The 22,628-nt window shown below is 69.7% G+C and carries 19 protein-coding genes and 4 pseudogenes; 9 read left to right on the forward strand and 14 right to left on the reverse strand.

Going from position 1 to position 22,628, the window contains the following annotated elements:
- The first annotated feature begins 23 nt into the window (after positions 1-23).
- From OJJOAM_RS21585 to OJJOAM_RS21600, 4 genes and pseudogenes are all read left to right on the forward strand, one after another.
- Positions 24-728 (forward strand): response regulator transcription factor, encoded by a 705-nt coding sequence (locus OJJOAM_RS21585; protein ID WP_422649781.1) that lies wholly within the window; start codon positions 24-26, stop codon positions 726-728.
- Positions 718-2,499 carry a FecR domain-containing protein gene (locus OJJOAM_RS21590; RefSeq protein WP_422649782.1) on the forward strand — a complete coding sequence of 594 codons (1,782 nt, stop codon included), beginning with the start codon at positions 718-720 and terminating at the stop codon, positions 2,497-2,499. The genes OJJOAM_RS21585 and OJJOAM_RS21590 overlap by 11 nt, the downstream gene beginning before the upstream one ends.
- Positions 2,460-4,841 carry a CHASE2 domain-containing protein gene (locus OJJOAM_RS21595; RefSeq protein ID WP_422649783.1) on the forward strand — a complete coding sequence of 794 codons (2,382 nt, stop codon included), beginning with the start codon at positions 2,460-2,462 and terminating at the stop codon, positions 4,839-4,841. The genes OJJOAM_RS21590 and OJJOAM_RS21595 overlap by 40 nt, the downstream gene beginning before the upstream one ends.
- Before the next feature lie 157 nt (positions 4,842-4,998).
- Positions 4,999-6,181: pseudogene (locus OJJOAM_RS21600) on the forward strand (zinc-dependent alcohol dehydrogenase).
- Positions 6,182-6,192: 11 nt separating this feature from the next.
- On the opposite strand, the gene OJJOAM_RS21605 reads toward OJJOAM_RS21600, so the two are convergent.
- Positions 6,193-7,251 (reverse strand): LysR substrate-binding domain-containing protein, encoded by a 1,059-nt coding sequence (locus OJJOAM_RS21605; RefSeq protein ID WP_422649784.1) that lies wholly within the window; start codon positions 7,249-7,251, stop codon positions 6,193-6,195.
- Positions 7,252-7,359: 108 nt separating this feature from the next.
- Here OJJOAM_RS21605 and OJJOAM_RS21610 point away from each other — a divergent pair, with 108 nt between their 5' ends.
- Together OJJOAM_RS21610 and OJJOAM_RS21615 are read left to right on the forward strand one after the other, a co-directional pair.
- The gene (locus OJJOAM_RS21610; protein ID WP_149316128.1) at positions 7,360-7,836 is read left to right on the forward strand and encodes a (2Fe-2S)-binding protein; all 477 of its coding nucleotides are present in this window, start codon (positions 7,360-7,362) and stop codon (positions 7,834-7,836) included.
- A 189-nt stretch (positions 7,837-8,025) separates the two neighbouring features.
- A pseudogene (locus OJJOAM_RS21615) lies at positions 8,026-8,319 on the forward strand (aldehyde oxidase); the annotation flags it as partial.
- 131 nt (positions 8,320-8,450) lie between these two features.
- Here the strand turns inward: OJJOAM_RS21615 and OJJOAM_RS21620 are convergent.
- Positions 8,451-8,708, reverse strand: a complete 258-nt coding sequence (locus OJJOAM_RS21620) for a hypothetical protein (RefSeq protein ID WP_422649785.1) — start codon at positions 8,706-8,708, stop codon at positions 8,451-8,453.
- Positions 8,709-8,776: 68 nt separating this feature from the next.
- Between OJJOAM_RS21620 and OJJOAM_RS21625 the strand changes: the two genes are divergently transcribed.
- Complete coding sequence (locus OJJOAM_RS21625) at positions 8,777-10,057, forward strand: xanthine dehydrogenase family protein molybdopterin-binding subunit (protein WP_422649786.1); 1,281 nt, start codon at positions 8,777-8,779, stop codon at positions 10,055-10,057.
- A 165-nt stretch (positions 10,058-10,222) separates the two neighbouring features.
- Positions 10,223-11,660 (forward strand): annotated as a pseudogene (locus OJJOAM_RS21630) (nucleobase:cation symporter-2 family protein).
- A gap of 67 nt (positions 11,661-11,727) precedes the next feature.
- On the opposite strand, the gene dkgB reads toward OJJOAM_RS21630, so the two are convergent.
- A complete protein-coding gene (gene dkgB, locus OJJOAM_RS21635; RefSeq protein ID WP_422649787.1) occupies positions 11,728-12,537 on the reverse strand; it encodes a 2,5-didehydrogluconate reductase DkgB in 810 nt (269 codons plus the stop codon).
- A gap of 254 nt (positions 12,538-12,791) precedes the next feature.
- A complete protein-coding gene (locus OJJOAM_RS21640; RefSeq protein WP_422649788.1) occupies positions 12,792-13,658 on the reverse strand; it encodes an oxidoreductase in 867 nt (288 codons plus the stop codon).
- Positions 13,659-13,847: 189 nt separating this feature from the next.
- Between OJJOAM_RS21640 and gcvA the strand changes: the two genes are divergently transcribed.
- Positions 13,848-14,744 carry a transcriptional regulator GcvA gene (gene gcvA / locus OJJOAM_RS21645; RefSeq protein ID WP_422649789.1) on the forward strand — a complete coding sequence of 299 codons (897 nt, stop codon included), beginning with the start codon at positions 13,848-13,850 and terminating at the stop codon, positions 14,742-14,744.
- A 116-nt stretch (positions 14,745-14,860) separates the two neighbouring features.
- Here the strand turns inward: gcvA and OJJOAM_RS21650 are convergent, their stop codons facing one another.
- The 10 genes and pseudogenes from OJJOAM_RS21650 to OJJOAM_RS21695 form a co-directional block, all read right to left on the reverse strand.
- Positions 14,861-16,096: a CaiB/BaiF CoA transferase family protein gene (locus OJJOAM_RS21650; protein WP_422649790.1), complete on the reverse strand. Its 1,236-nt coding sequence runs from the start codon at positions 16,094-16,096 to the stop codon at positions 14,861-14,863.
- A gap of 1 nt (position 16,097) precedes the next feature.
- The gene (locus OJJOAM_RS21655; RefSeq protein ID WP_422651010.1) at positions 16,098-16,532 is read right to left on the reverse strand and encodes a PaaI family thioesterase; all 435 of its coding nucleotides are present in this window, start codon (positions 16,530-16,532) and stop codon (positions 16,098-16,100) included.
- Complete coding sequence (locus tag OJJOAM_RS21660; protein WP_422651011.1) at positions 16,529-16,960, reverse strand: tripartite tricarboxylate transporter substrate-binding protein; 432 nt, start codon at positions 16,958-16,960, stop codon at positions 16,529-16,531. The genes OJJOAM_RS21655 and OJJOAM_RS21660 overlap by 4 nt, the downstream gene beginning before the upstream one ends.
- A gap of 118 nt (positions 16,961-17,078) precedes the next feature.
- Positions 17,079-17,603: pseudogene (locus OJJOAM_RS21665) on the reverse strand (tripartite tricarboxylate transporter substrate-binding protein); the annotation flags it as partial.
- On the reverse strand, positions 17,603-18,406 hold the full coding sequence (locus OJJOAM_RS21670; RefSeq protein ID WP_422649791.1) for an enoyl-CoA hydratase/isomerase family protein: 804 nt from the start codon (positions 18,404-18,406) through the stop codon (positions 17,603-17,605). The pseudogene OJJOAM_RS21665 and the gene OJJOAM_RS21670, both read right to left, overlap by 1 nt.
- A 10-nt stretch (positions 18,407-18,416) precedes the next feature.
- Complete coding sequence (locus tag OJJOAM_RS21675) at positions 18,417-19,196, reverse strand: SDR family oxidoreductase (RefSeq protein WP_422649792.1); 780 nt, start codon at positions 19,194-19,196, stop codon at positions 18,417-18,419.
- Position 19,197: 1 nt separating this feature from the next.
- Positions 19,198-20,343: a thiolase family protein gene (locus OJJOAM_RS21680; RefSeq protein WP_422649793.1), complete on the reverse strand. Its 1,146-nt coding sequence runs from the start codon at positions 20,341-20,343 to the stop codon at positions 19,198-19,200.
- A gap of 44 nt (positions 20,344-20,387) precedes the next feature.
- Positions 20,388-20,732: a Zn-ribbon domain-containing OB-fold protein gene (locus tag OJJOAM_RS21685; RefSeq protein ID WP_422649794.1), complete on the reverse strand. Its 345-nt coding sequence runs from the start codon at positions 20,730-20,732 to the stop codon at positions 20,388-20,390.
- 210 nt (positions 20,733-20,942) lie between these two features.
- Positions 20,943-21,383 carry a LysR family transcriptional regulator gene (locus tag OJJOAM_RS21690; protein ID WP_422649795.1) on the reverse strand — a complete coding sequence of 147 codons (441 nt, stop codon included), beginning with the start codon at positions 21,381-21,383 and terminating at the stop codon, positions 20,943-20,945.
- A gap of 310 nt (positions 21,384-21,693) precedes the next feature.
- Entirely contained in the window at positions 21,694-22,623 is a 930-nt protein-coding gene (locus OJJOAM_RS21695) for a LysR family transcriptional regulator (RefSeq protein WP_422649796.1), read from the reverse strand.
- Positions 22,624-22,628: the final 5 nt, after the last annotated feature.

Here is a 22,628-nt window from a genome sequence, read left to right on the forward strand (position 1 = left end):
CCCGACCTGTAACCGAGAAGAACATGAATATCGCATCGGTCGAAGACGATCCCAGCCAGGCCGAACTGATCCAGCAGATCCTGGTCAGCGCCGGACATGCCTGCGACAGTTTTTCGGGCGGCAAGGCCTTCCTGCGCGCGATGCGCGAGCGCTCCTACGATCTGCTGGTGATGGACTGGCAATTGCCCGACATCAGCGGCTATGACGTGGTGACCCACGTCCGGCTGCATTCGGGGCAGTACCCGCCGATCCTGTTCCTGACCAGCCGCTCGCTGGAAGAGGACATCGTGATGGGCCTGGCCGGCGGCGCCGACGACTACATGATCAAGCCGGTGCGGCGCGGCGAGTTGCTGGCCCGCGTCGGTGCGCTGCTGCGCCGGACCTATCCGTCGGCCCCGGCCAACGAGGCCATCGTGGTGGGCGCCTATCGGCTCGATCCGGTGGCGCGCACCGCCAGCCTGAACGGCGTCGAGGTCGATATCGCGCCGCGCGAGTTCGATCTGGCGCTCTACCTGTTCCGCAACATGGACCGGCTGCTGCCGCGCGACGTCGTCGAGCAGGCGGTATGGGGCCGCTCGCTCGGCGCCAGTTCGCGCACGCTGGACACCCATCTGTCGCGGCTGCGCATCAAGCTCGGCCTGCGGCCGGAGAACGGCGTGCGGCTGGCCTCGGTGTATTCCTACGGCTATCGTTTCGAGCGCTGCGCGGGGCCGGCCGATGGTGCGTAAGGGCGGGGTGGTGACCGCCACCGCGGCCACCGGGGCCACTGTGGCCGCCACGGCCATCACGTTGGTCAGGGCCGCGATTTCCGCATGGGCGCTGGTCGCGTTCGCGCCGGCGCAGGCGGGCCCGGCCGGTGCCGATGGCGAATATTTCCTGCATCAGGTCGAGCCCGGCGACACGCTGTTCTGGGTCGCCCAGCGCTATACCGGCCGCGCCGACGTCTGGCGCGAGCTGAAGGCGCTGAACCGCGTCGCCGATCCGTACCGGCTGCCGATCGGCACTCAGGTCCGGATACCGCTCGCCCGCATTCCGGTGACGGTCGCGAGCGCGCGCGTGGTGTCGGTGCTCGGCCAGGCCGACGCCAACGGCGCGGCGCTGCGGCCCGGCATGCGCGTCGACGAGGCGGCCTGGCTGCAAACCGGCGCCGATGGCCTGGTCACCTTCGAGCTGCCCGACGGCACGCGCGTCGCGATGCCGCCGAACACGCGGCTGCAGGTCAAGCGCCTGCGCGTGTTTGCCGGCACGGGTCTGGGCGATACCGTGATGGAGGTCGATCGTGGCGGCATCGAGTCGCGCGTCGCGCCGGGCGGGACCGGGGTCGGCCGCTTCGAGATCCGCACGCCGATGATGGTCACCGGGGTGCGCGGCACCCGCTACGCGGTCGATGCCGGCCAGCCCGACGAGCCTGGCCGGCGCGCCAACCGCAGCGCGGTGCTCGAGGGCACCGTGGCGGTGCGCGCCCGGCGCGCCAAGCGCATGGTCACCGCGGGCCACGGCGTCGCCGTCGGCAGCGCGGGCGACGCGGTGGTGTACACGCTGCTGGCGGCGCCGACGCTGAGCGCGGTGCCGGCCGAGCCGATCTACGCCAGCCATGCCGAAGTGGGCTGGCAGCCGGTCAAGGGCGCGATCGGCTATCTGGTTCGCGTGACGCGCGACGCCGAGCGTACCGAAGCGGTCTACGCCGCTACCGTCACGCCGGCGTCCGCGGCGCTGACCGGACTGCCCGATGGCCCGGCCTATCTCGAGGTGCGCGCCATCGACCGCAACCGCATTCCCGGCAACGCCGCGATCGCGCCGCTGACGGTGCGGCTCAATCCGCCGGCGCCCTATACGGTCGAGCCGGCGCCGCGCAGCACGGTGCACGGCATCGTGGCGGAACTGCAATGGGCGGCGGTGGACAGCGCCGCCGAGTACCGCTTCGAGATCGCCTCCGACGCCAGTTTCGGCACGCTGGCCGCGCAGGGCAACACCCGTGAGGCAGGCACGCAGCAGACGCTGGCGCCGGGAGACTGGTGGTGGCGCGTGCGCTCGATCGATGCCAAGGGGCAGGCGGGTCCGTGGAGCGCGCCGGTCGCGTTCCGGCTGCTGCCGCCGGCGCCGGGCGTCAGCGTGATCGAGGACAACGGCGGCGCGCTGCGCGTGCGCTGGGGCGCCGCGCAGCAGCCCGAGGCCTTCGCGCCGCTGGCCTATCGCGTGCAGCTGGCCGACGAGCCGGGTTTTGCCCGGCCGCTGCAGGATCAGCGCATCGAGTCGGACACCGCGGCGCTGCCGCGTCCGCCGGCCGGCGTCTATTACGTGCGGATCGCCCGCATCGAGCGCGATGGCAGCGAGTCGCCGTTCTCGGCCCCGCAACGCATCGAAGTCCACGAGCATCTGCGCGACGGCACGGGGGGCTCCGATCGGTACTGCCAGCGGCAGTGTGCGCCGTGGCGGATAGCCGCTTTCGGCTGCCCCAATTGCGCACCCAGTTGCGCTCGGCCGCGGGCAGCGGCCTGATTGCAGGCTTTCATCGGCGCACGCTGGTCGAATGGCTGGTGCTGACGATGCTGGTAATGGTGCTGGCCGCGGTGCGCGCGGATTTCGGCGCGAGCCAGCGGCTGGACCTGGCCGTCTATGACATCGGCATCGCCGCGCAGCAGCACGCGCCGCGCGACGACATCCTGATCGTCTCGATCGACGATGAGTCGCTGTCCGCGGTGGGCCGCTGGCCGTGGCGGCGTTCGCTGCTGGCGGGACTGGTCGATCGGCTGGCCGACGGCGGCGCGCGCGTGATCGGGCTCGACGTGCTGCTGGTCGAGCCGGACTGGCGCCATCCCGAGGACGACGAGGCGCTGGCGGTCAGCATGGCGCGCGCCGGCAACGTGATCATCCCCGCGCTGGCCGAGCCGGTGCGCGACGGCTATCGCCTCAGCTATCCGCTGCCCGCGCTCGGCGCCGATGTCGGCCACATCAATATCGCCACCGACGTCGACGGGCTCGCCCGCCATCTCTATCTGCAGGAGGGCCTGCCGGGCCAGATGCTCGACCATTTCGTCGTGCGCCTGGTGCAGTTCGGCCAGCCGCAGCGGCCGCTGGACAGCTACCGGCAGGTGCCGGTCGACGAGACGCTCGCCGGCGAATGGCATCGCCGCCATCGCCTGGGCATTCCGTTCGCCGGACCGATCGGCACCTTCCGCACGGTGTCGGCAATCGACGTGCTCAGCGGCGCCATTCCACCCGAGCTGTTCCGCGACAAGCTGGTGCTGGTCGGCGCCGGCGCGACGGGTCTTGGCGACATGTTCTCCGCGCCGCTGTCGAAGAACGGCGCCGGCATCAGCGGCGTCGAGCTGCTGGCCAACGCCGCGCAGGCGCTGCTCGACGACAACGGCATCGTGCCGTTGCCGCGCGCCTGGTACTGGCCGCTGACGCTGCTGCCGGTGCTGCTCGCGTGCCTGGCGGCGCTGCTGATGTCCCCGCGCGACGCCCTGCTGGTCAGCGCCGCGGTGATCGTCGGGCTGTTCGGCGCCAGCGTGGCGCTGATGCATTTCGAGCGGCTGTGGTTCTCGCCGGTGCCGGCGATCCTGGCCTGCCTGGTGTTCTATCCGCTGTGGAGCTGGCGCCGGCAGGAATCGGCGCTGACCTTCCTGTCGGCCGAGGTCGCCCGGCTCGAACGCGAGCCGGCGCTGCCGGGCGGCAAGAGCGCGCCGCCGCTGGCCGGCGGTACGCTGGACACGCGCATGAGCGCGCTGTACCGGATGATCACGCGGCAGCGCGACCTGCGCCGCCTGCTGTCCGACGGGCTGGAGAACCTGCCCGATGCCACCGTGATCTGCGACGCCGACGGCAGCATCCTGCTGGCCAACGCCGGCGCGGTGGCGCTGTCGCCGCGGCTGCTGTCCGCGCTCAATGCCGAGGGCGGGGCGCGGCCCCTGCTCGATACGCTGATCGCCGACATCTTCGCGCCGCCGCAGGGCGGACTCGACTACTGGGATCGGCTCCGGCGCGCCGCCGACCACGGCGCGGCGCCGACGCGCGGCGAGCGCGCCGGAGTCGAGCTGCAGACCCACGACCAGCGTGCGATGCTGCTGCGCGGCGCACCGCTGCGCGGCAACGCGGGCGAGGTCGCCGGCTTCAGCATCAGCTTCATCGACATCACGCAGGTGCGGCTGGCCGAGCGCCAGCGCGAGGAAACGCTGCGCTTCATCTCGCACGACATGCGCTCGCCGCAGGCGTCGATCCTCGCGCTGGTCGAGCTGCAGGCCGACCCGGCGCGCGCGCTCGAACCGCCGGTGCTGCTCGAACGGATCCGCCACCACGCGGGCCGCACGCTGGCGCTGGCCGACGACTTCATCCAGCTCGCGCGGGCCGAGTCGCAGCATCTGCGCTTTGCCGAGGTCGACCTGACCACGGTGCTGATGGATGCCGCCGATTCGCTGTGGGCGCTGGCGCAGGCGCGCCGCGTGACCGTCGCGGTGCAGACCGGCAACGAGGAGATGATGCTGTACGGCGAAGCGGCACTGCTGATGCGCGCCGTCTCCAACCTGATCGACAACGCGGTCAAGTACAGCCCGCCGGGCGGCACCGTCACCGTGCGCGCCGGCCGCGTGCGGCACGACGATGGCAGCGATGGCGGCCTGATGGTGTCGGTCTCCGACCAGGGGCCCGGCATCGCGCCCGAGGAGCAGGCACGCCTGTTCCAGCCGTTCAGCCGGCTGCAGGAAGAGGGCCGCCCGGTACGCGAAGGCAGCGGGCTGGGCCTGCTGTTCGTCAAGACGGTGGTCGAGCGGCACGGCGGCCATGTCGGCGTCGACAGCGCGCCGGGACGCGGCACCACGTTTACGATCGCGCTGCCGGGCTGAGTGAAACTTCTTCCCCCACATGTAAGTTTCGCGCCGCCCGGTGCCACCGAAGGGAGACTTCGCGACGCCCAACCGCCTGCCACCCCCGTGGAACAGCGCTTGCATTCCCGCCCCATGCGGCGCGACTGGCGTGCCGCTCTTCCCTGGGGAGCCCGCGATGAAAGCCCTTTGCTGGCACGGCAAGCACGATATCCGCTACGACACCGTTCCCGATCCCGTGATCGAGCACCCGCGCGACGCCATCATCCGCGTCAGCAGCTGCGCAATCTGCGGCTCGGACCTGCACCTGTATGACGGCTTCGTGCCCGGCATGGAGCACGGCGACATCATGGGCCACGAGTTCATGGGCGAGGTGGTCGAGGTCGGCGCGGAGAACCGCCGGCTGCGCGTCGGCGACCGCGTGGTGGTGCCGTTCACCATCATCTGCGGCGAATGCGATCAATGCCGGCGCGGCAATTTCTCGGTGTGCGAGCGCACCAACCGCAACAAGGACGCGGCCGACAAGATGTTCGGCCACACCACCGCCGGGCTGTTCGGCTACACCCATCTGACCGGCGGCTATGCGGGCGGTCAAGCCGAATACGTGCGCGTGCCCTATGCCGACGTGGCGCCGGTCAAGGTGCCGGCCGAACTGAGCGACGAACAGGTGCTGTTCCTCGGCGACATCCTGCCGACCGGCTGGCAGGCCGCGGCGCAATGCGACATCCAGCGCGACGACATTGTCGCGATCTGGGGCGCGGGACCGGTCGGCCAGTTCTGCATCCTGTCGGCGCTGCTGATGGGGGGCCAAGCAGGTGGTGGTGATCGACCGCGTGCCCGAACGCCTGCGCATGGCGCAGCAGCTCGGCCCCGACCGCGTGACGCCGATCGATTTCGAGAACCAGAGCGTGCTCGAGGCGCTCAACGAGATCACGCAGGGCAAGGGGCCGGACAAGTGCATCGACGCGGTCGGGCTCGAGGCACATGCGACGCGCTCGCTCGATTCGATCTACGACCGCGTCAAGCAGGCCGTGATGCTGGAGACCGACCGGCCGCACGTGCTGCGCGAGATGATTTATGTCTGCCGGCCCGGCGGCATCGTGTCGATCCCCGGCGTCTACGGCGGACTGGTCGACAAGATTCCGATGGGCGCGCTGATGAACAAGGGCCTGACGATCCGTACCGGCCAGACCCACGTCAACCGCTGGACCGACGATCTGCTCCAGCGCATCATCGACGGGCAGATCGATCCGACCTTCGTGATCTCGCATCGCGTCACGCTGGCGGAAGGGCCGTCGATGTACGAGACTTTCCGCGACAAGCACGACGGTTGCATCAAGGTGGTGATGACGCCGGCCTGACCTTGCGCTTGCTATTGCGCCTGGTGTCGCGGTCGGTGTCGCGCTTCACATCGCGCTTCACATCGCGCTTCACATCGCGCTTCACATCGCGCGCGGTGTCGCGCTTCACCCCGCCCCTGGCGTCCCGCTCCCCCCGCCGCCGGCCAGCCTCCACCGCCCGGCGCCGCGCCGTCGCCGAACACCTCGCGGTGCCAGGCCCGCGTGACGTCCTCCAGCAGCGCGAGAAACCGCTCCAGCGCCGGCAGCGCATGCTCGCGCCGCACGGTCGCATGCAGGTCGGCGTCGAGCCCGCGCGCGGCCAGCGGCACGTAGCTGACGTCGTCGCGCCGCGTGGCCGACAGCGAGGCCGGCAGCACGCTGACGCCGACGCCCGCGCCCACCAGCCCCAGCACCGTCTCCGGGTCGATCGATTCGTGCATCACGCGCGGCTCGAAGCCCTCGCGCAGGCAGGCAGCCAGCACATTGCGGATCATCGGGCTTTGCATGTTCAGCAGCACGAAGGCATCGCCGGACAGCTGCCGCAGCGAGACGCGCTGCGCGCCCGCCAGCGGATGGTCGGCCGCCATCGCCACCACCAGCGGCTGCGCATAGACCAGGATCGAGCGCAGGTCGCTGCGCGCCGCCGCGCTGCACGAAAACCCCACGTCGATGCGACCGCGCGCCAGCGCCTCGTACTGCTGGTCGGGCAGCAGTTCGTGCAGCGTCCATTCGACGCCGGGATTGCGCAGCTGGAACTGGCGCAGCGTCAGCGGCAGCGGGCCGTACATCACCGAGTTGATGATGCCGATGCGCAGATAGCCCTCCAGTCCTTCCGCCACGCGCCGCACCTGCCGTTCCACCGATTCGCAGTCGTCGACGATGCGGCGCGCCCGCGTCAGCAGCGCCTCGCCGGCGCGCGTCAGCCGCGCGCCATGCCGGCCGCGTTCGAACAGCGTGACCCGCAGCGCGCCCTCCAGCGACTTGATCTGCTGGCTCAGCGGCGGCTGCGAGATATGCAGCCGCTCGGCGGCGCGGCTGTAGTTGCCTTCCTCGGCGACCGCGATGAAATAGCGCAGCTGGCGGAGATCCATATGCGATCCGTATGGATTGGATTCCGAAATCATATTTCACATATGGTTGGGCGACACCTAGGCTTTCCCTGATCCGTCCACGCCAGAGGGGCGGCCGAGGAGACCACGATGACCACCAAGCTCGATGTCAATGGCGCCCGCCGTCGGGTGGACGCCCCCGCGGATACGCCGCTGCTGTGGGTGTTGCGCGACCAGCTGGACCTGACCGGCACCAAGTACGGCTGCGGCATGGGCCTGTGCGGCGCGTGCACCGTCCATGTCGACGGACAGGCCGTGCGCGCCTGCCAGACGCCGTTGTCCAGCGTCGCCGGCAAGCGCGTGACGACCATCGAGGGGCTGGGCAAGCCCGATGCGCTGCATGTGCTGCAGCGCGCATGGCAGGCCGAGGACGTGCCGCAGTGCGGCTACTGCCAGTCGGGGCAGCTGATGTCCGCCGCCGCGCTGCTGGCGCGGAAGCCAAAGCCCAGCGACAGCGATATCGATGCGGCGATGGCGGGCAATATCTGCCGCTGCGGCACCTATGACCGGATCCGGCGGGCGATTCATCGCGCCGCAGCCGAACTGCGCAGCGGGAGGCCGGCATGAAGCGGCGCGACTTCCTGAAGAGCGGGGCGGCGCTGGCCGGCGGCCTGATGCTGGAGCTGGGCGCCGGCGGCGTGCGCGCGGCAGGCGCCGCCGCCGGGGCATCGTCCTCGGGCGCCCCCCGCCGATGGCGCCGCCTTCGCCCCCAACGCCTGGGTTCGCATCACGCCGCAGGGCGAGGTGCTGCTGGTCGTGCACAAGTTCGACAGCGGCACCGGCGTCAAGAACGCGCTCGGGCTGATGCTGGCCGAGGAGCTCGATGCCGACTGGTCGCGCGTGCGCGTGGTGCAGCCGGACGATCCGCTGGCGCAGGTCTACATCCATCCGCTGTGGGGCATGCACGCAACCGGCGGCAGCACCAGCGTGCCGCTCGAATGGACCACGCTGCGGCGCGCCGGTGCCACCGCGCGCGCGATGCTGGTCGCCGAGGCCGCGCAGCGCTGGCGGGTCGATCCGGCCAGTTGCCGCACGAGCAGCGGCATGGTGATCGATGCCGCCGGCTCGCGGCGGCTCGGCTACGGCGATCTCGCCGAAGGCGCGGCACGGCAGCCCGTGCCGAAGGAAGTCGCGCTCAAGCGCCCGGCCGATTTCGTGCTGATCGGCAAGGAACGCAGCAGCTATCGCGTCGCGGACAAGCTGACCGGCCGCGCGCAATACGCGGTCGATATCAAGCTGCCCGGCATGCTGACCGCGATCGTGGTCCATCCGCCGGTGATCAATGCAAGCGTGGTGTCGTTCAATGCGGCCGAGGTCAAGGCGATGCCCGGCGTGCGCGATGTGTTCGCGACCGAGATTCCGGCGGCGATCGCGCATTTCCGTCCCGGCATGGGCCCGGCGGTGCCGGACAACGGCGCCTGCCAGCCCGGCGTGGCCATCGTCGCCGACCACTTCTGGGCCGCGCAGCGCGCGCCAGGCGTTGAAGGTGCGATGGGGCGACAGCGACATGGCGGATTTCAGCGCGGAGGGCGCGCTGCGCGAGCTGGCCCGGCATGTCGACGATGCCGGCCTCAAGAGCAAGGTCAAGGGCGATGCCGCGGCCGCGTTCGCGCGCGCCGACAAGGTCGTCGAAGGCGTCTACACGATGCCCTACAAGGCCCACGCGCAGATGGAACCGCTCAGCGTGGTGGCCTGGGTGCACGACGGCATCGTCGAGTATTGGGGCGGCATCCAGGTGCCGTCGCGCTGCGCGCAGGCAGCCGAGACCATCGCCGGCGTGCCGGCCGACAAGGTCAGGATCCATCTGACCGAGGCCGGCGGCAGCTTCGGCGCGCGCGAGGGGATGCACCAGATTCTCGAGGCCACCTATATCTCGCGCCGCGTCGGCAAGCCGGTCAAGCTGATCTACAGCCGCGAGGACGATATGCGCGGCCTGTTCTACCAGACCGCCAGCGTACACAAGGCGCGCGCCGCGCTCGATCGCGACGGCGGCATCGCCGCCTTCAGCCTGCGCGCGGTGACGCCGTCGATCAAGGAGCCCGACGATCCTGGCTTCCTGGCCAAGGTGCCGGTCGATCCGAGCTGCACCGAGGCGATGCGCGACGACTTCTACTACGACATCGGCACGCTGGACCTGGCGTGGGTGCGGGTCGAGCCGAAGCTGCCGATCTGGTGGTGGCGCGCGGTCAGCTACGTGCCGAACGTCTTCGCGATCGAAAGCCTGATCGACGAGGCCGCGCACGCGGCGGGGCAGGATCCGCTCGCCTATCGCCGCCGCCTGCTGCGCGAGCGGCCCGAGCATCTGGCGGTGCTCGAGCGCGCCGCCGCGCTGGCGGGCTGGCCGCGGGCCTCGGCGCCCGGCCGCGGGCTCGGCATCGCAACCTATCAGGGCTACAAGAGCTATATCGCGGTGGTCGCGGAGGTCGAGGTCAAGGAGCGCGCGATCGCCGTGCACAGGCTCAGCTGCGTGGTGGACTGCGGGCTGGCGGTCGATCCCAGCTCGGTGCGGCAGCAGCTGGCGGGCGGGCTGTACTGGGGCGTGTCGACGGCGATGATGAACGAGGTGCCGATCGACCATGGCACCGTGCGCATCAGCAACTACCACGACTATCCGGTGGTGCGCATCACCGATGCGCCGCGGCTGGACATCGAACTGATGCCGCCGTCGGGCAGGGCGCCGAGCGGCGTCGGCGAACTGTCCAATCCGCCGGTGGTCCCGGCCATCGGCAACGCGATCTTCGCGGCGACCGGCAAGCGCCTGCGCGCGACGCCGTTCCGCTTCGCCTGACGCGAGCGATGGGCACGGTGGCGGCGTCGTTTCGACGGCCGCCGCTGCCGTGCGTCGGACCGGCGCGCCCCCCCCATGCGGCATCCCACGCTATGCCGGCACCGGCGCCGCCGGGCCACGCCGGCACGACAACAACCACAACGAGATCGGCAAGGAGACATCCCCATGAAAGCGCAACACAACGCGGTGCGCGACCCCGCACCGCCGGCGCGCGCGCCCGTCGACGCGGTGCCCGCCACCGGACCGCTGCTGATGCTGGGCTTCCAGCATGTGCTGGTGATGTATGTCGGCGCGATCGCGGTGCCGATGATCATCGCCACTGCGTTGAAGCTGCCGAAGGAAGCGGTGGCCGTGCTGATCAACGCCGACCTGTTTACCTGTGGCATCGCCACCATCCTGCAATCGGCGGGTTTCTGGCGCATCGGCGTGCGGATGCCGGTGATGCAGGGGGGTCGCCTTCAGCGCGATCCCGCCGATCCTGGTGATCGCCACCAATCCGGGGCTGGGGCTGCCGGCGGTGATCGGCGCGGTGATGGCGGGCGGTCTGCTGACGATGCTGATTTCGCCGGTGTTCGGCCGGCTGGTGCGCTTCTTTCCGCCGATCGTCGGCGGTTCCATCGTGATGGTGGTCGGGCTGTCGCTGTTCCCGGTCGGCGTCAACTGGATCGGTGGCGGCAAGGGCGCGCCGGACTTCGGCGCGCCGCACAACCTGGCGCTGGCCGGCTTCGTCTTTGCGCTGATCCTCGTGATCAACCGCTGGCTCAAGGGCTTCTGGACCAATGTCTCGGTGCTGCTGGCACTGGCGGCCGGCATGCTGGTGGCGATTCCCTTCGGCATGGTGGACTTCGCCGGCGTCGCCGAGGCGCCGATGGTGGACGTGATCCGGCCGTTCTACTTCGGCTGGCCCGTGTTCGATCCGCTCGCGGTCGCCACCATCGTGGTCGTGATGGTGATCATCATGATCGAGTCGATGGGCCTGTTCCTGGCCACCGGCGACGTGGTCGGCAAGACGCTGACGCCGCGCGAGATGACCGACGGCCTGCGTGCGAACGGCCTGGCCAGCGTGATCGGCGGCGCGCTGAACGGCTTTCCGTACACGATCTACAGCCAGAACATCGGGCTGCTGGTGGTGACCGGCGTCAAGAGCCGCTGGGTGGTGGTAGCGGCCGGCGTGATCCTGTGCGTGCTGGGGCTGTTTCCCAAGATGGCAACCGTGGTGGCCTCGGTGCCGCTGCCCGCGCTGGGCGGCGCGGCGCTGTTCATGTTCGGCGTGGTCACCGCGGCGGGCGTGCGCACGCTGGGGCGGGTCGATTTCGAATCGCAGCGGCACAACGTCTATATCGTCGCGGCGACGCTGGCGATCTCGCTGCTGCCGACCTTCGCGCCCACGCTGTTCCACCATCTGCCCAGGTGGCTGCAGCCGCTGATGCACAGCAGTATCCTGCTGGCCTGCGTGCTGTCGGTGCTGCTGAACCTGCTGTTCAACGGCGTGCCGCGCCGCGATCCGCATGCGGTGGCGCAGGGAAGCGCGCAGGGAAACGCGCAAGGAAACGCGCAGGGAAGCGCGCAGGGAAACGATAAGGCGCTGCAGCCCAGCCGCTGAACGGTGACGGAAACACCGGGAGTCGTCCCCGTGCGCGCGGGGACGACCGAAACACCGGTGAACGGACTCAATCCCAGGCGGGCGCGATGCCTTCCGGGTTGGCCAGCCGCTCGCCGCGATCGAGCGTGGCGATCTTCGCCATCTCGTCGTCGGTCAGGCGCAGCTGCTGCGCCTGCAGATTGCTGGCGAGGTTCTCGCGCTTGGTCGACGACGGGACCACCGCGAAGCCCTGCTGCAGCGCCCAGGCCAGCGCCACCTGGGCCGGCGTGGCGCCATGCGCCTGCGCGATGGCCTGGACCACAGGGTCCTGCACCACCTTGCCGTAGGCCAGCGTCATGTACGAGGTCAGATGGATGCCTTGGCCGCGCGCGTAGTCGACCAGCTTGCGGTTCTGCAGATACGGGTGGATCTCGATCTGGTTGGTCGCGATCTCGCTGGCGCCGACCGCATCGATGGCCTGGCCCAGCAGCGACACCGTGAAGTTCGACACGCCAATCAGGCGCGTCAGACCCTGCGCCTTGGCCTCGGCCAGCGCGGCCATGTATTCGGGCAGCGGCACCGCGCCGTTCGGCGACGGCCAGTGGATCAGCGTCAGGTCGACCTGCTCGGTGCGCAGCTTTGCCAGGCTGTCCTTCAGGCTCGGGATCAGCTTGTCGCCGGCCAGGTTGTCGGTCCAGATCTTGGTGGTGAGGAACAGGTCCTTGCGCGCGACGCCACTCTCTGCGATGGCCTGGCCGATCTCGGCCTCGTTGCCGTAGATCTGCGCGGTATCGATCAGGCGATAGCCGACCGACAGGGCGTTCTTGACCGAATCGATCACGGTCTGGCCGGTCAGGCGGAAGGTGCCGAGGCCGAAGGCGGGAATGGTCTGCGTCATGGTGAGCTCCAGGAATTCGGGGTCAGGGATTGCGGATTCCGGGCATTGTGGTGCGGAACGCTTCGATGAAACAGCCCCGGACCGTCAAATGACTGTTGCCTGCCGATCAAGGGTGGCGGGCTTGATGTCAGGCCGCTGCGGTCACTTGGCGCGGGACCGCTGCGCTGGCGAGGCGATCCCTCTCCCGCTTGCGGCGCTTGCGGGAGAGGGGAAGGGGGCGGCACCGACGCTGCAGTGGTATGCCAGGACTGCGATTACACCCGCACGTCGTCATGGTCGGTCGACACCGCCAGCGCGCGCCATGCCGACAGTTCCGCTTCGACCTTGCGGTGCTTCTCCGCAATCCGCGCCACCGTGTCCGAGCCCAGCGGCAGCCGCACCGGGGGCGTGTCGCTGTCGGCCAGCGCCAGCAGCGCGGCGGCCAGCTTGACCGGATCGCCCGGCTGCTGGTGGTTGGCGGCGGCCATGTGGCCACGCATCGCGCCGACGGTCTCGGCGTAGGCGCCGATCTCCGAGCGCACGCGCACCAGCGAGCTGTCGTCGAGGAAGTCCGTGCGGAAGAAGCCCGGCTCGACCACGGTGGCGCGCACGCCCAGCGGCGCCAGTTCCGCGTCCAGCGCCTCGGTCAGCCCCTCCACCGCGAACTTGGTCGCGCCGTAGACGCCCCAGCCGGGATAGGCCGCATACCCGCCGATCGACGAGATATTGATCACGTGGCCGCTACGCTGGCGGCGCATCTGCGGCAGCACCGCGCGCGTCACGGCCAGCACGCCGAACACATTGGTGGCGAACTGCTGCTCGACTTCCTTCGCCGAGGCTTCTTCCACCGCGCCGAGCAGGCCGTAGCCGGCGTTGTTGACCAGCACGTCGATGCGGCCGAAGCGCGTGACCGCGGCCTCGGCGGCGGCGATGGCCTGCGCTTCGCTGGTGACGTCCAGCGCCACGCTGAGCAGGTTCGCGTGCTCGCCCACTGCGGCAGCGATGGTCTCGGGGCGGCGCGCGGTGGCGACCACGCGGTCGCCGCGAGCCAGCGCGGCACGCGTCAGCTCCAGGCCGAAGCCGCGCGAGGCGCCGGTGATGAACCAGACTTTGCTGTCGTTCTTGGTAATGGTGGCGGACATGGTGATTCTCCTTTGAGGAATGCTGCGTTGGTTCAGGTGTGCGATGGCGGGTGCCATGGAGAGCAATGTAGGCTCACCGATCACGCAGCACAATGCGATGTAATGGGACTTCAATAACAACCATTGGTTGTTTATCTGAAGGCGCCATTTCGATTGAGAAACCCTCAACCGTATGGCAGACTCGGCGCCATGGACAAACTGCCCCCACTGAACGCGCTGCGCGCTTTCGAGGCCGCCGGCCGGCACCTGAGCATCACGGCGGCCGCCGAGGAGCTGCATGTCACGCCCGGTGCCGTCAGCCGCCAGATCCGCGGACTGGAGGAAGGGCTTGGCGTGCAGTTGCTGCACCGTGGGCATCGGCAGATTTCGCTGACCAGCGCCGGCGAGGACTACTACCGCGCCGTCACGCGGGCGATGGAGGATCTGCGCGAGGCCACCACCCGCTTGGGCAAGCGGGCGAAGCGCAAGCAGCTGAAGGTCCGCGCCTATACCACCTTCGCGATGCGTTGGTTGATCCCGCGGCTGTCGAGCTTTCATGCGGCCAACCGCGGCATCGAAGTGCTGCTGACCGCGTCGCTCGATCCGGTCGACTTCCGCAAGGAAGACATCGACGGCGCGATCCGGCTGGGCGACGGCAAGTGGAGCGGGGCGAACGCCTACCGGCTGGTGTCGAACATCCTGGTGCCGGTCTGTAGTCCGGGGTTGCTCGCCGAGGGGCCGAAGGTGAGGAAGCCCGCCGACCTGCGGCACCACACCCTGTTGCATTCGATTGCCCGACCCGACGACTGGGCACACTGGCTGCGCTCCGTGCGCGCGGACCGGGACGTCGATGCGCGCAGCGGCATGACGTACCAGAGCTCGGCGATGGCCTACGCGGCGGCCATCGAAGGGCAGGGCTTTGCGATCGCGCAGCGCTTTCTGGTAGCGTTCGACCTCGAGGCCGGCCGGCTGGTGGCGCCGTTCCGGCAGACGGTGGACATGGGCGATTTCACCTACTACCTGCTGACGCCGGCCGACCGAAAGGAAAGTGCCAGCATGACGGTGTTCCGGCAGTGGCTGCTGGCGCAGTTCGCGGCGCAGCAGTAAGGGCCGGGATATCGCTGCGACTCACCGACTCACCGACTCACCGACTCACCGACTCACCGACTCACCGACTCGCCGATTCACCGATTCACTACTCGCCGATTCACGGACTCGCCGATTCACGCCGTGGTCGCGGTGTCACGTGCTCCCGCCACAGCCTCGGCGCAGTGGATCGCACGGCTTGCCCGCAGCGCGGCAATGTCGTCCGCGCTGTAGCCCAGCTCGCGCAGCAATGCCTCGGTATGCTCGCCGCATGCGGGGGCGGGGCGGGCGGCACGCGCGTTCTCTCGCGCGCTGTTGATCGGAAACCCCGGCATGCGGATGTCGCCCAGCGCCGGATGCGCGATCCGCTGCATCATGCCGTTCGCCGCCAGCTGAGGATGCGCCAGGACGTCGTCGTAGGTCGCGACGGGCGCGCACAGGATGTCGGCCGCCTGGAGCACAGCCAGCCAGGCCTCGGTGGAACGCGTGCCGAACGCCTCGTTGAGCGCCTCGGTCATCGCCGCGCGATTCGCCACGCGCAGCGGCGACGTGGCAAAGCGCGGATCGTCGGCCAGTGCCTGCAGGCCCAGCACGTCGCACAGGCGGCGCCAGCGCTCGGGCATGTAGGCGGCCACCATGATCCAGCCGTCGGCGGTGCGGAAGGCCTGGTTCGGCGCCGAGTATGGCGCCGCGCTGCCCACCCGCTGGGGCAATTGGCCGTCGGCGCAATAGCTGGTCAACGACGACTGCTGCAGCGCCAGCGCCGCGTTGAACAGGCTGACGTCGAGATGGCCGCCCCGGCCGTCGCGGCTGCGCTGTGCCAGCTTGGCCAGAATGCCCATGCAGGCGACGTAGCCCGTCATCACGTCGACCACCGGTGCCTGCACCTTGCAGGGCTCTCCACTGGGCAGGCCGATCAGGCTCATCAGCCCGGAGTCGGCCTGCATGATGCCGTCGACCCCGGCGCGGTCCGCATACGGTCCGTCCTGCCCATAGGCCGAGATCGAGCAGTAGATCAGGCCCGGATGCGCTTCGGCCAGTCCCGCGTGGCCCAGTCCCAGCCGATCCATCACGCCGGGGCGCATGCTTTCCACCACGACGTCGGCGCCGGCGATCAGGCGCCGCGCGATCGCAACCCCCTCGCTGCTTTTGAGGTCCAGCGCCACGCCAAGCTTGTTGCGGTTGAAGCCATGGAACAGCGCGGCATCGTCGCCGATCCACCCCGGCCCCAGCCCGCGTCCCAGTTCGCCGCCGGGCGGCTCCACCTTGATGACGCGGGCGCCCATGTCGGCGAGCAGCATGGTGCAGGTCGGCCCGGCGCCGATCTGCGTGAAGTCGATCACGGTCAGGCCGTGCAGTGCGTCGCGCAACATGTCAGTTCTCCAGACGGGGGCGGGCGCGCTTGAAGGTTCCCTGCGCGGTGGCGATCAGCACGCCGGCGTCCGAGGTCAATTGCGCCGAGGCGAAGTACAGGCTGTTGCCGGCGCGGGTTACCGTGGCGGCCGCGCGCAGGCGCCCGCTGCTGGCCTTGCTGAGGTAGCAGATCGACAGCATCGCGGTCGCCGCGTGGCCCAGCGCGCCATCCGGCCCGACCGGCAGGCCGGCATAGCCGCAGGCGGCATCCAGCATCGTGGCGACCACGCCGCCCTGCACGCTGCCCTGGCGGTTCAGGTGGCGCGGCGCGAGGTCCAGCTCGAACACGCAGCGGCCATCGCCCACGCTGACGAGCCGGATGCCGAGATCGTCGAGCAGCGGATTGTCCGTCGGCAACACCGCGGCGTCCGACGCGGCCATGGTGCGATCGCTCATAGCCCCACCTTGATGCCGTTGTCCTGGATCAGCCGCTGCCAGCGCGCCATGTCCCTGCCCAGCTGCGCCTTCAGTTCGGCGGGCGACGACGCCTGCGGCTCGAAGCCTTGCCTTGCCATCTGCGCGGATACCTCCGGCGACTTCAGCGCGGCCAGCAGCGCGGCATTGATCCTCTCCACCACCGGCCTGGGCGTCTTCGCTGGCGCCAGCAGGCTGTACCACAGCTCGGCGTCGTAGCCCTTGACGCCGGCTTCGGCGAAGGTCGGCAGGTCCGGCATCAACGGCGTGCGTTTGGTCCCGGCAATGCCGAGCGCGCGCAGCCTGCCGGCCCGCACGTATTCGATGGCCGAGGCGAAGGTCGCGAAGGAGAGCTGCACCTGGCCGCCCATCAGGTCCGTAATCGAAGGGCCGGTGCCGCGATAGGGCACGTGCAGCAGTTCGGTCTTGTTCAGCTTGGCAAAGACCTCGCCGGCAAGGTGCTGGGGGGGTGCCGTTGCCGGGACTGCTGTAGCTGAGCTTGCCGGGATTGGCGCGGCTGTACTGGATGAAGTCCTGCAGCGTGCGGAACGGCTGCTGGTTGTTGGCGACCAGCACGATCGGCACCGAGGCGATCCGCCCCACCGGTTCGAAATCCGCCTCGATCCTGAACGGCACCTTGATGCCGAGAAACGGGTTCATCGTGACCTGGCTGGAGGCGATCACCAGCGTGTAGCCGTCGGGCGCGGCGTGGGCCACGTAGTCTGCCCCGAGATTGCCGCCGGCGCCCGGCTTGTTCTCGATCACGATGGTCTGCCCCAGCGCCTGGCCCATCTTCGGCGCGATCAGACGCGCCAGGATATCGTTGCCGCCGCCCGGCGCGAACGGGACCACGAGCGTGATGGGCTTCTGCGTGGGGGAAGGGGGCCTGCGCCGACGCATGCAGTGCGCCGATCGCCAGCATGCCTGCCAGCGCGGCGCGCGCGAATCGCGTGAGGGTTGCCATGGTTGTCTCCTGTTGGTTTGTTGGAAGTCTGGTGTCGGTTCGATCTCGGTCTGCTGCCGGTCTGCTGTCGGGTCTGGCAGGCGCGCCATCAGCGGCCGGTGTAGCGCGGCTGGCGCTTTTCGGCAAAGGCCTGGCGGCCCTCGACGCGGTCCGCGGTATCGCGCAGCGCGCCCCAGTAGAGTTCGGTCAGTTGCTGCGCGTCGACTTCGCTCAGATGGCTGGTTTGCCGGGACAGTTTCTTGACGGCCTGCACCGCGAGCGGCGCGTTGGCGGCGATGCGCGCCGCGATGGCCAGGGCGCGGTCCAGCAGTGCGGCCGAGGCCAGCGTCTCGCTCACCAGTCCGATGCGCAGCGCCTGCGCCGCGTCGATACGCTCGCCGGTCAGCACCATCTGCATCGCATGCGCGGCCGGCACCGCCTTGAGCAGCCGATGCAGCCCGGAGACCGCGGGAATCGAGCCGACCGCCGCTTCCGGCAGGCCGAAGCTCGCCGAATCCGCCGCGATGCGGACATCGCACTGCAGCGCGATCTCGAGCCCGGCACCGAGGCAGTGCCCGTTGACCGCGGCGATCAGCGGCTTGTGCAGGCCAAGGTCGGTCAGGTCCATCAGCCGGATATAGAGCCCGAGATCCGCCGCCCGCTCCGGCGCGCGAAACAGCGCCTCCGGATAGGTCGCCGGCGAAGCACGCGTGCCCTTCAGATCGGCGCCCGCGCAGAACGCCCGCGTGCCGGCGCCGGTCAGCACCGCCACGCGCAGGTCGTCGCGGTCGCGCACCTCGGCCAGGTGCGCGCGCAGTGTGCGCAGCGCAGGCACATCGAGGGCGTTGAGCGCCTCGGGACGGTCGAGGGTCAGCACGGCCACCGCGCCATGGGTATCGAGTCGTACGGTCATGGCTGCCTCCCTACACGCTCGGCGACGACAGGCTGCGGCCGCCGCAGACATACAGCACCTGCCCGGTCACGTACGACGATCGCGGGTCCAGGAAGAAGGCGACCGCGTTGGCGATGTCGTCGGCGGTGCCGATCCGGTGCACCGGCACGGATTGCCGCAGCCGCGCCTGCACGTCCGGCGCAAAGCCGCGGAACAGCGGGGTGTCGACGATGCCGGGAGCCACCGCATTGACGGTGATGCCCTTGCTTGCGAACTCGATGGCCAGCGAGCGCGTCAGGCTGACCACGCCACCCTTGGCCGCGGAATAGTTGGCCTGTCCGAAGCCGCCCAGCCACGCGCGCGACGAGATATTGACGACGCGGCCGTGGCCTCGCTCGACCATACCCGGCAGCGCCGCGCGGCAGCACAGGAACTGCGAGCGCAGGTTCGTATCGATGACCAGGTCCCAGTCGGCCTCGCTCATCTTCAGGAAACGCATGTCGCGGACCGCGCCGGCATTGTTCACAAGATAGTCGACCCGGCCGGCGCGTGCCTGCACCCGTGCGAAGGCCTCGTTGACCGCGGCGGAGTCGGTCAGGTCCGCGCTGGCGCCGAAGACGTTGCATCCCTGCGCGGAGAGCGCGCCGATGGCACCGTCGAGCGCGGCCGCGTCGCGGTCGAGCAGGGCCACGGTCAGTCCCTGGCGCGCCAGTTGCGTGGCGATGCCCAGGCCGATGCCGCGGGCCGCGCCGGTGACGACCGCGACGTGGGAGGGGTCGAAGGGCGAGGAGGGGGTGATGTCGGTTGCCATGTCAGACTCCCAGGATATGCACCGAGGAGGCGGCGTGATCCACGCCCGCGATGCCGCCGCCGGTGCACTGCGTGAGGCCGATGCGGGCGTCCGCGACCTGCCGTTCGCCGGCGCGGCCCTGCAGCTGCCACAGGATCTCGACCATCTGCGCCACGCCGGTCGCGCCGAGCGGATGGCCCTTGGCCAGCAGCCCGCCGCTGGGGTTGACCGGCACACGGCCGCCGAGCCGCGTGGCGCCCGATCGCAGCAGGGGCACGGCGTCGCCGCGCGGTGCCAGGCCCAGCGCTTCGTAGTAGAGCAGTTCGGCGATGGTGAAGGCGTCGTGCAGTTCGACGACATCGACGTCCTCCGGGCCCAGGCCCGCCTGCTGGTACGCCAGCCGCGCCGCGCGCGCGGTGATCTCCGCGTCGAGGATGTCGTCATCGGCCCCTTCGCGCATGCCCGATACCACCACCGACGACAGCAGCCTGACCGGCCGCGCGTGCCCCGGCCGGGTCGTACCGAGCACCAGCGCTGCCGCTCCATCGACCTGGGACGGGCAACACTGCAGCAGCGTCAGCGGATCGGCGATCATGCGCGAGCCGAGCACTTCGTCGATCGTCGTCGTGCTGCGCTGCTGGGCGTACGGATTCAGCGAGCCGTGATGACGGTTCTTGACCGCCACCTGCGCCAGATCGGCCGGCGAGGCATCGCGCTCGTGCAGGAAGCGCGTGCCGCGCATCGCGTAGACGGCCGGCAGCACCATGCCGGCCTTCGCGTACAGCTCGGTCTTGTGGTCGTTGCGCTGCAGCGGGATGGTGCCGCCGCCGAGCGCGGTCAACTGTTCGATGCCGACGACCAGCACGGTGTCGTACTGGCCGGCCAGCAGCGCGTGACGGGCCAGATGAACGGCGGTCGCGCCGCTGGCGCAGGCGTTCTCGACGTTATAGACGGGGATGCCCTTGAGTCCGAGATCGCGCACGATCAGTTGGCCGAGGATCATGCCGCCCAGCACGTTGGCGCAGTAGACGGCCTGGATGCGGCCGGCGGGCACGTCGGCATCGGCCAGCGCCTTCAGGATGGCCTGCTGTGCCAGTTCCGGCGCGAGCACGCCGGGATGGCGGCCGAACGGCGTCATCGCGCCGCCATGGAGGTAGATGTCCTGCATCTTGCTTGCCTGTACGGTTGCGTTGCGGTGGTGCCTGCGGCGGGTCAGTGCCGGACGGCCTCGAAGACGTAGCCGAGTTCGTCGTCACGGCGTGGCACATAGCGGTCGCCGATGGCCGGACGCTCGTTGCCGGTGAGCCGTCCGAACAGCCGTACCGGGCCAGTGAAGTCGACATAGCCGACCGCATAGGGCGCCAGCCCGGTCTTCGGCGCCGGATGGATGACGGTGAAGCTGTAGACCACGCCGGTGCCGGCGATGGCCACCGTATCGTGACCGGCGGCGAGCGGCGAGTGGTCCGGCAGCGCCGGGAAGATCCATTCGCCAGTGGCGCGCTCGCGCGAGGCGAGCAGATGAGGGATGGGTTCCGTACTCCAGAGCGGGTCTGACACGGTTGTCTCCTGTCGTGGTTGGCCTTGGCGTAATGGTTGTCCCCAAAGCCCGGCGCGACAAACGATATTTCCGGCGCTTTCGCTTGAGAAAATGTCAAGCGAAAGCGCCGGGCCCGGGTGATGCCTTGCCGCTGCGGTTGCAGTTGCAGTTGCTGGTGCTGGTGCTGGTGCTGGTGGCCGGTGCGGATGCTATGTGGCAGGCAAGGGCCGTCAAACCAGAGCCGATACGCCGGCCAGCGCCGCACCGCGTGCGCGCGGATCGCCGTCGACGGTGCGGGCGCCGTCGGAGTACGGATTGAACTGCCGGGCCGGCGGGGCCGACACGCCGCTGCGGTCCATGCCCGCGACCAGCGCGCTCTCGCCTGCGCCACGCGCGCCCTCGGAGTACGGGTCGAAGCGGCCATCGCGCAGGCCCTGCGTAAAGACGTCATGCGCGCGCGCTGCCACGATGCCGGTGCGGCCATTGCTGTAGGCGCCTTCCGAGTACGGGTTGAACGGTCCCTGGCGCAGTCCTTCAGAGAACACGTCGTGGCTGCGTGCCGTGCTGGCCGGGGTGCTGTCGATCGGCGCGGCGTTGGCGCTCTGCAGCGAAAGGCCGACCACCAGCGAAACGGCGGCGGGAACGAGGATGCGGGTGAATTGGGCAATCATGATGTCGCTCCTGAAGAATGGTCTCGATTGGTTTCGATTTGGGACGGTGGCTGCGGCGCGTTTCCCGGTGTTGCCCGGTTTCGCAATGCAGCCGCCGTTGAGACCAATCTAGATGGGGAGCGACTGTGGCACTAGAGCGAGCAATGCCGACTCAGAAGCAACCGGAAGTTGTTAATTTCTCGTTAGGGAGTCTCTGGTTGCGAGTTTGCCGATTGCCGATTGCCGATTGCCGTTTGCCAGTCGCGCGTTGCGGGTCGCGCGTTGCCGTTTGCCGGTTGCCGTTGTCGGTCAGCGGTCGCCGGCACCGGCCTCAGGGCACCAGCCCCGCCAGCCTCGACAGCGACTGCTCGGCGCCGCGGCTGGCCTCCACCACGAAATCGATGAAGCGGCGGACGCGCGTGGGCATTTGCGTGCGATGGGGGAAATACATGTACAGGCCGATATTGCTGGCGCTGTAGTCGGTCAGCACCGGCTTGAGCCGCCCGCTGACCAGGTCGGCGTGGATCATGTACGCCGCCAGCTGGCCGATGCCCATACCGGCGCGCACGGCCTCGACCTCGGCTTCGAGGTCGTTGAAGCTCGCCACCGCGGGCACTTCCTGGTAGACGAGATTGCCGTCGATCTGCAGCTCCCACGGCACCATGCGGCCGGTCGATGGGCGGCGAAAGCCCGTGCACTGGTGCCGCAGCAGATCGTCGGGGGTGGTGGGCTCGCCGTGCCGGGCCAGATAGTCCGGCGCCGCGCAGATGACCATGGGTACATCGCACAGCCGCCGTGCCACCAGGTTCTGGCCCGGACTGGTGCCGACGCGAAATCCCACGTCGATCCTGGCCTCGACCAGATCCGTGAACAGATCGCTCAGCACCACGTCGAAGACAATGCCGGGGTACTGCGCGCGAAAGCCTTGCACCAGCGGCACCAGCACGCGGCTGCCCAGCGAGGGCGGCGCGGTCAGCCGGATCATGCCGTCGTCCTCGCTGCGGCTGCTGCGGATCTGCTCCAGCGCCTCGTCGAGTTGCCGCATGCCGGGCGCGGCGAGTTCGAACAGCCGCGCGCCTTCGGTCGTCAGGCTGAGCTTGCGCGTGGTCCGGTGCAGCAGGCGGACGCCGAGATCGGACTCCAGCGTGCGCACGGCCTTGCTGACCGCCTGCGGGGTGACGCCGGCCTCCACCGCCGCGCGGCGGAAGCTGCCGGCGCGCACCACGCCGATAAAGAGGGTGAGGACGCGGGCCTTGTCCATGATCG

Source organism: Cupriavidus sp. H18C1, from assembly GCF_049311595.1.
Classification (GTDB): domain Bacteria; phylum Pseudomonadota; class Gammaproteobacteria; order Burkholderiales; family Burkholderiaceae; genus Cupriavidus; species Cupriavidus cauae.

Bases quoted from the DNA above. Each gene is read 5' to 3' on its own strand.
- OJJOAM_RS21585 (WP_422649781.1), top strand. From the start codon at position 24: ATGAATATCGCATCGGTCGAAGACGATCCCAGCCAGGCCGAACTGATC.
- OJJOAM_RS21590 (WP_422649782.1), top strand. From the start codon at position 718: ATGGTGCGTAAGGGCGGGGTGGTGACCGCCACCGCGGCCACCGGGGCC.
- OJJOAM_RS21605 (WP_422649784.1), bottom strand. From the start codon at position 7,251: ATGGATCTCCGCCAGCTGCGCTATTTCATCGCGGTCGCCGAGGAAGGC.
- OJJOAM_RS21610 (WP_149316128.1), top strand. From the start codon at position 7,360: ATGACCACCAAGCTCGATGTCAATGGCGCCCGCCGTCGGGTGGACGCC.
- OJJOAM_RS21620 (WP_422649785.1), bottom strand. From the start codon at position 8,708: ATGGCCACGCCGGGCTGGCAGGCGCCGTTGTCCGGCACCGCCGGGCCC.
- OJJOAM_RS21625 (WP_422649786.1), top strand. From the start codon at position 8,777: ATGGCGGATTTCAGCGCGGAGGGCGCGCTGCGCGAGCTGGCCCGGCAT.
- dkgB (WP_422649787.1), bottom strand. From the start codon at position 12,537: ATGACGCAGACCATTCCCGCCTTCGGCCTCGGCACCTTCCGCCTGACC.
- OJJOAM_RS21640 (WP_422649788.1), bottom strand. From the start codon at position 13,658: ATGTCCGCCACCATTACCAAGAACGACAGCAAAGTCTGGTTCATCACC.
- gcvA (WP_422649789.1), top strand. From the start codon at position 13,848: ATGGACAAACTGCCCCCACTGAACGCGCTGCGCGCTTTCGAGGCCGCC.
- OJJOAM_RS21650 (WP_422649790.1), bottom strand. From the start codon at position 16,096: ATGTTGCGCGACGCACTGCACGGCCTGACCGTGATCGACTTCACGCAG.
- OJJOAM_RS21655 (WP_422651010.1), bottom strand. From the start codon at position 16,532: ATGAGCGATCGCACCATGGCCGCGTCGGACGCCGCGGTGTTGCCGACG.
- OJJOAM_RS21670 (WP_422649791.1), bottom strand. From the start codon at position 18,406: ATGACCGTACGACTCGATACCCATGGCGCGGTGGCCGTGCTGACCCTC.
- OJJOAM_RS21675 (WP_422649792.1), bottom strand. From the start codon at position 19,196: ATGGCAACCGACATCACCCCCTCCTCGCCCTTCGACCCCTCCCACGTC.
- OJJOAM_RS21680 (WP_422649793.1), bottom strand. From the start codon at position 20,343: ATGCAGGACATCTACCTCCATGGCGGCGCGATGACGCCGTTCGGCCGC.
- OJJOAM_RS21690 (WP_422649795.1), bottom strand. From the start codon at position 21,383: ATGATTGCCCAATTCACCCGCATCCTCGTTCCCGCCGCCGTTTCGCTG.
- OJJOAM_RS21695 (WP_422649796.1), bottom strand. From the start codon at position 22,623: ATGGACAAGGCCCGCGTCCTCACCCTCTTTATCGGCGTGGTGCGCGCC.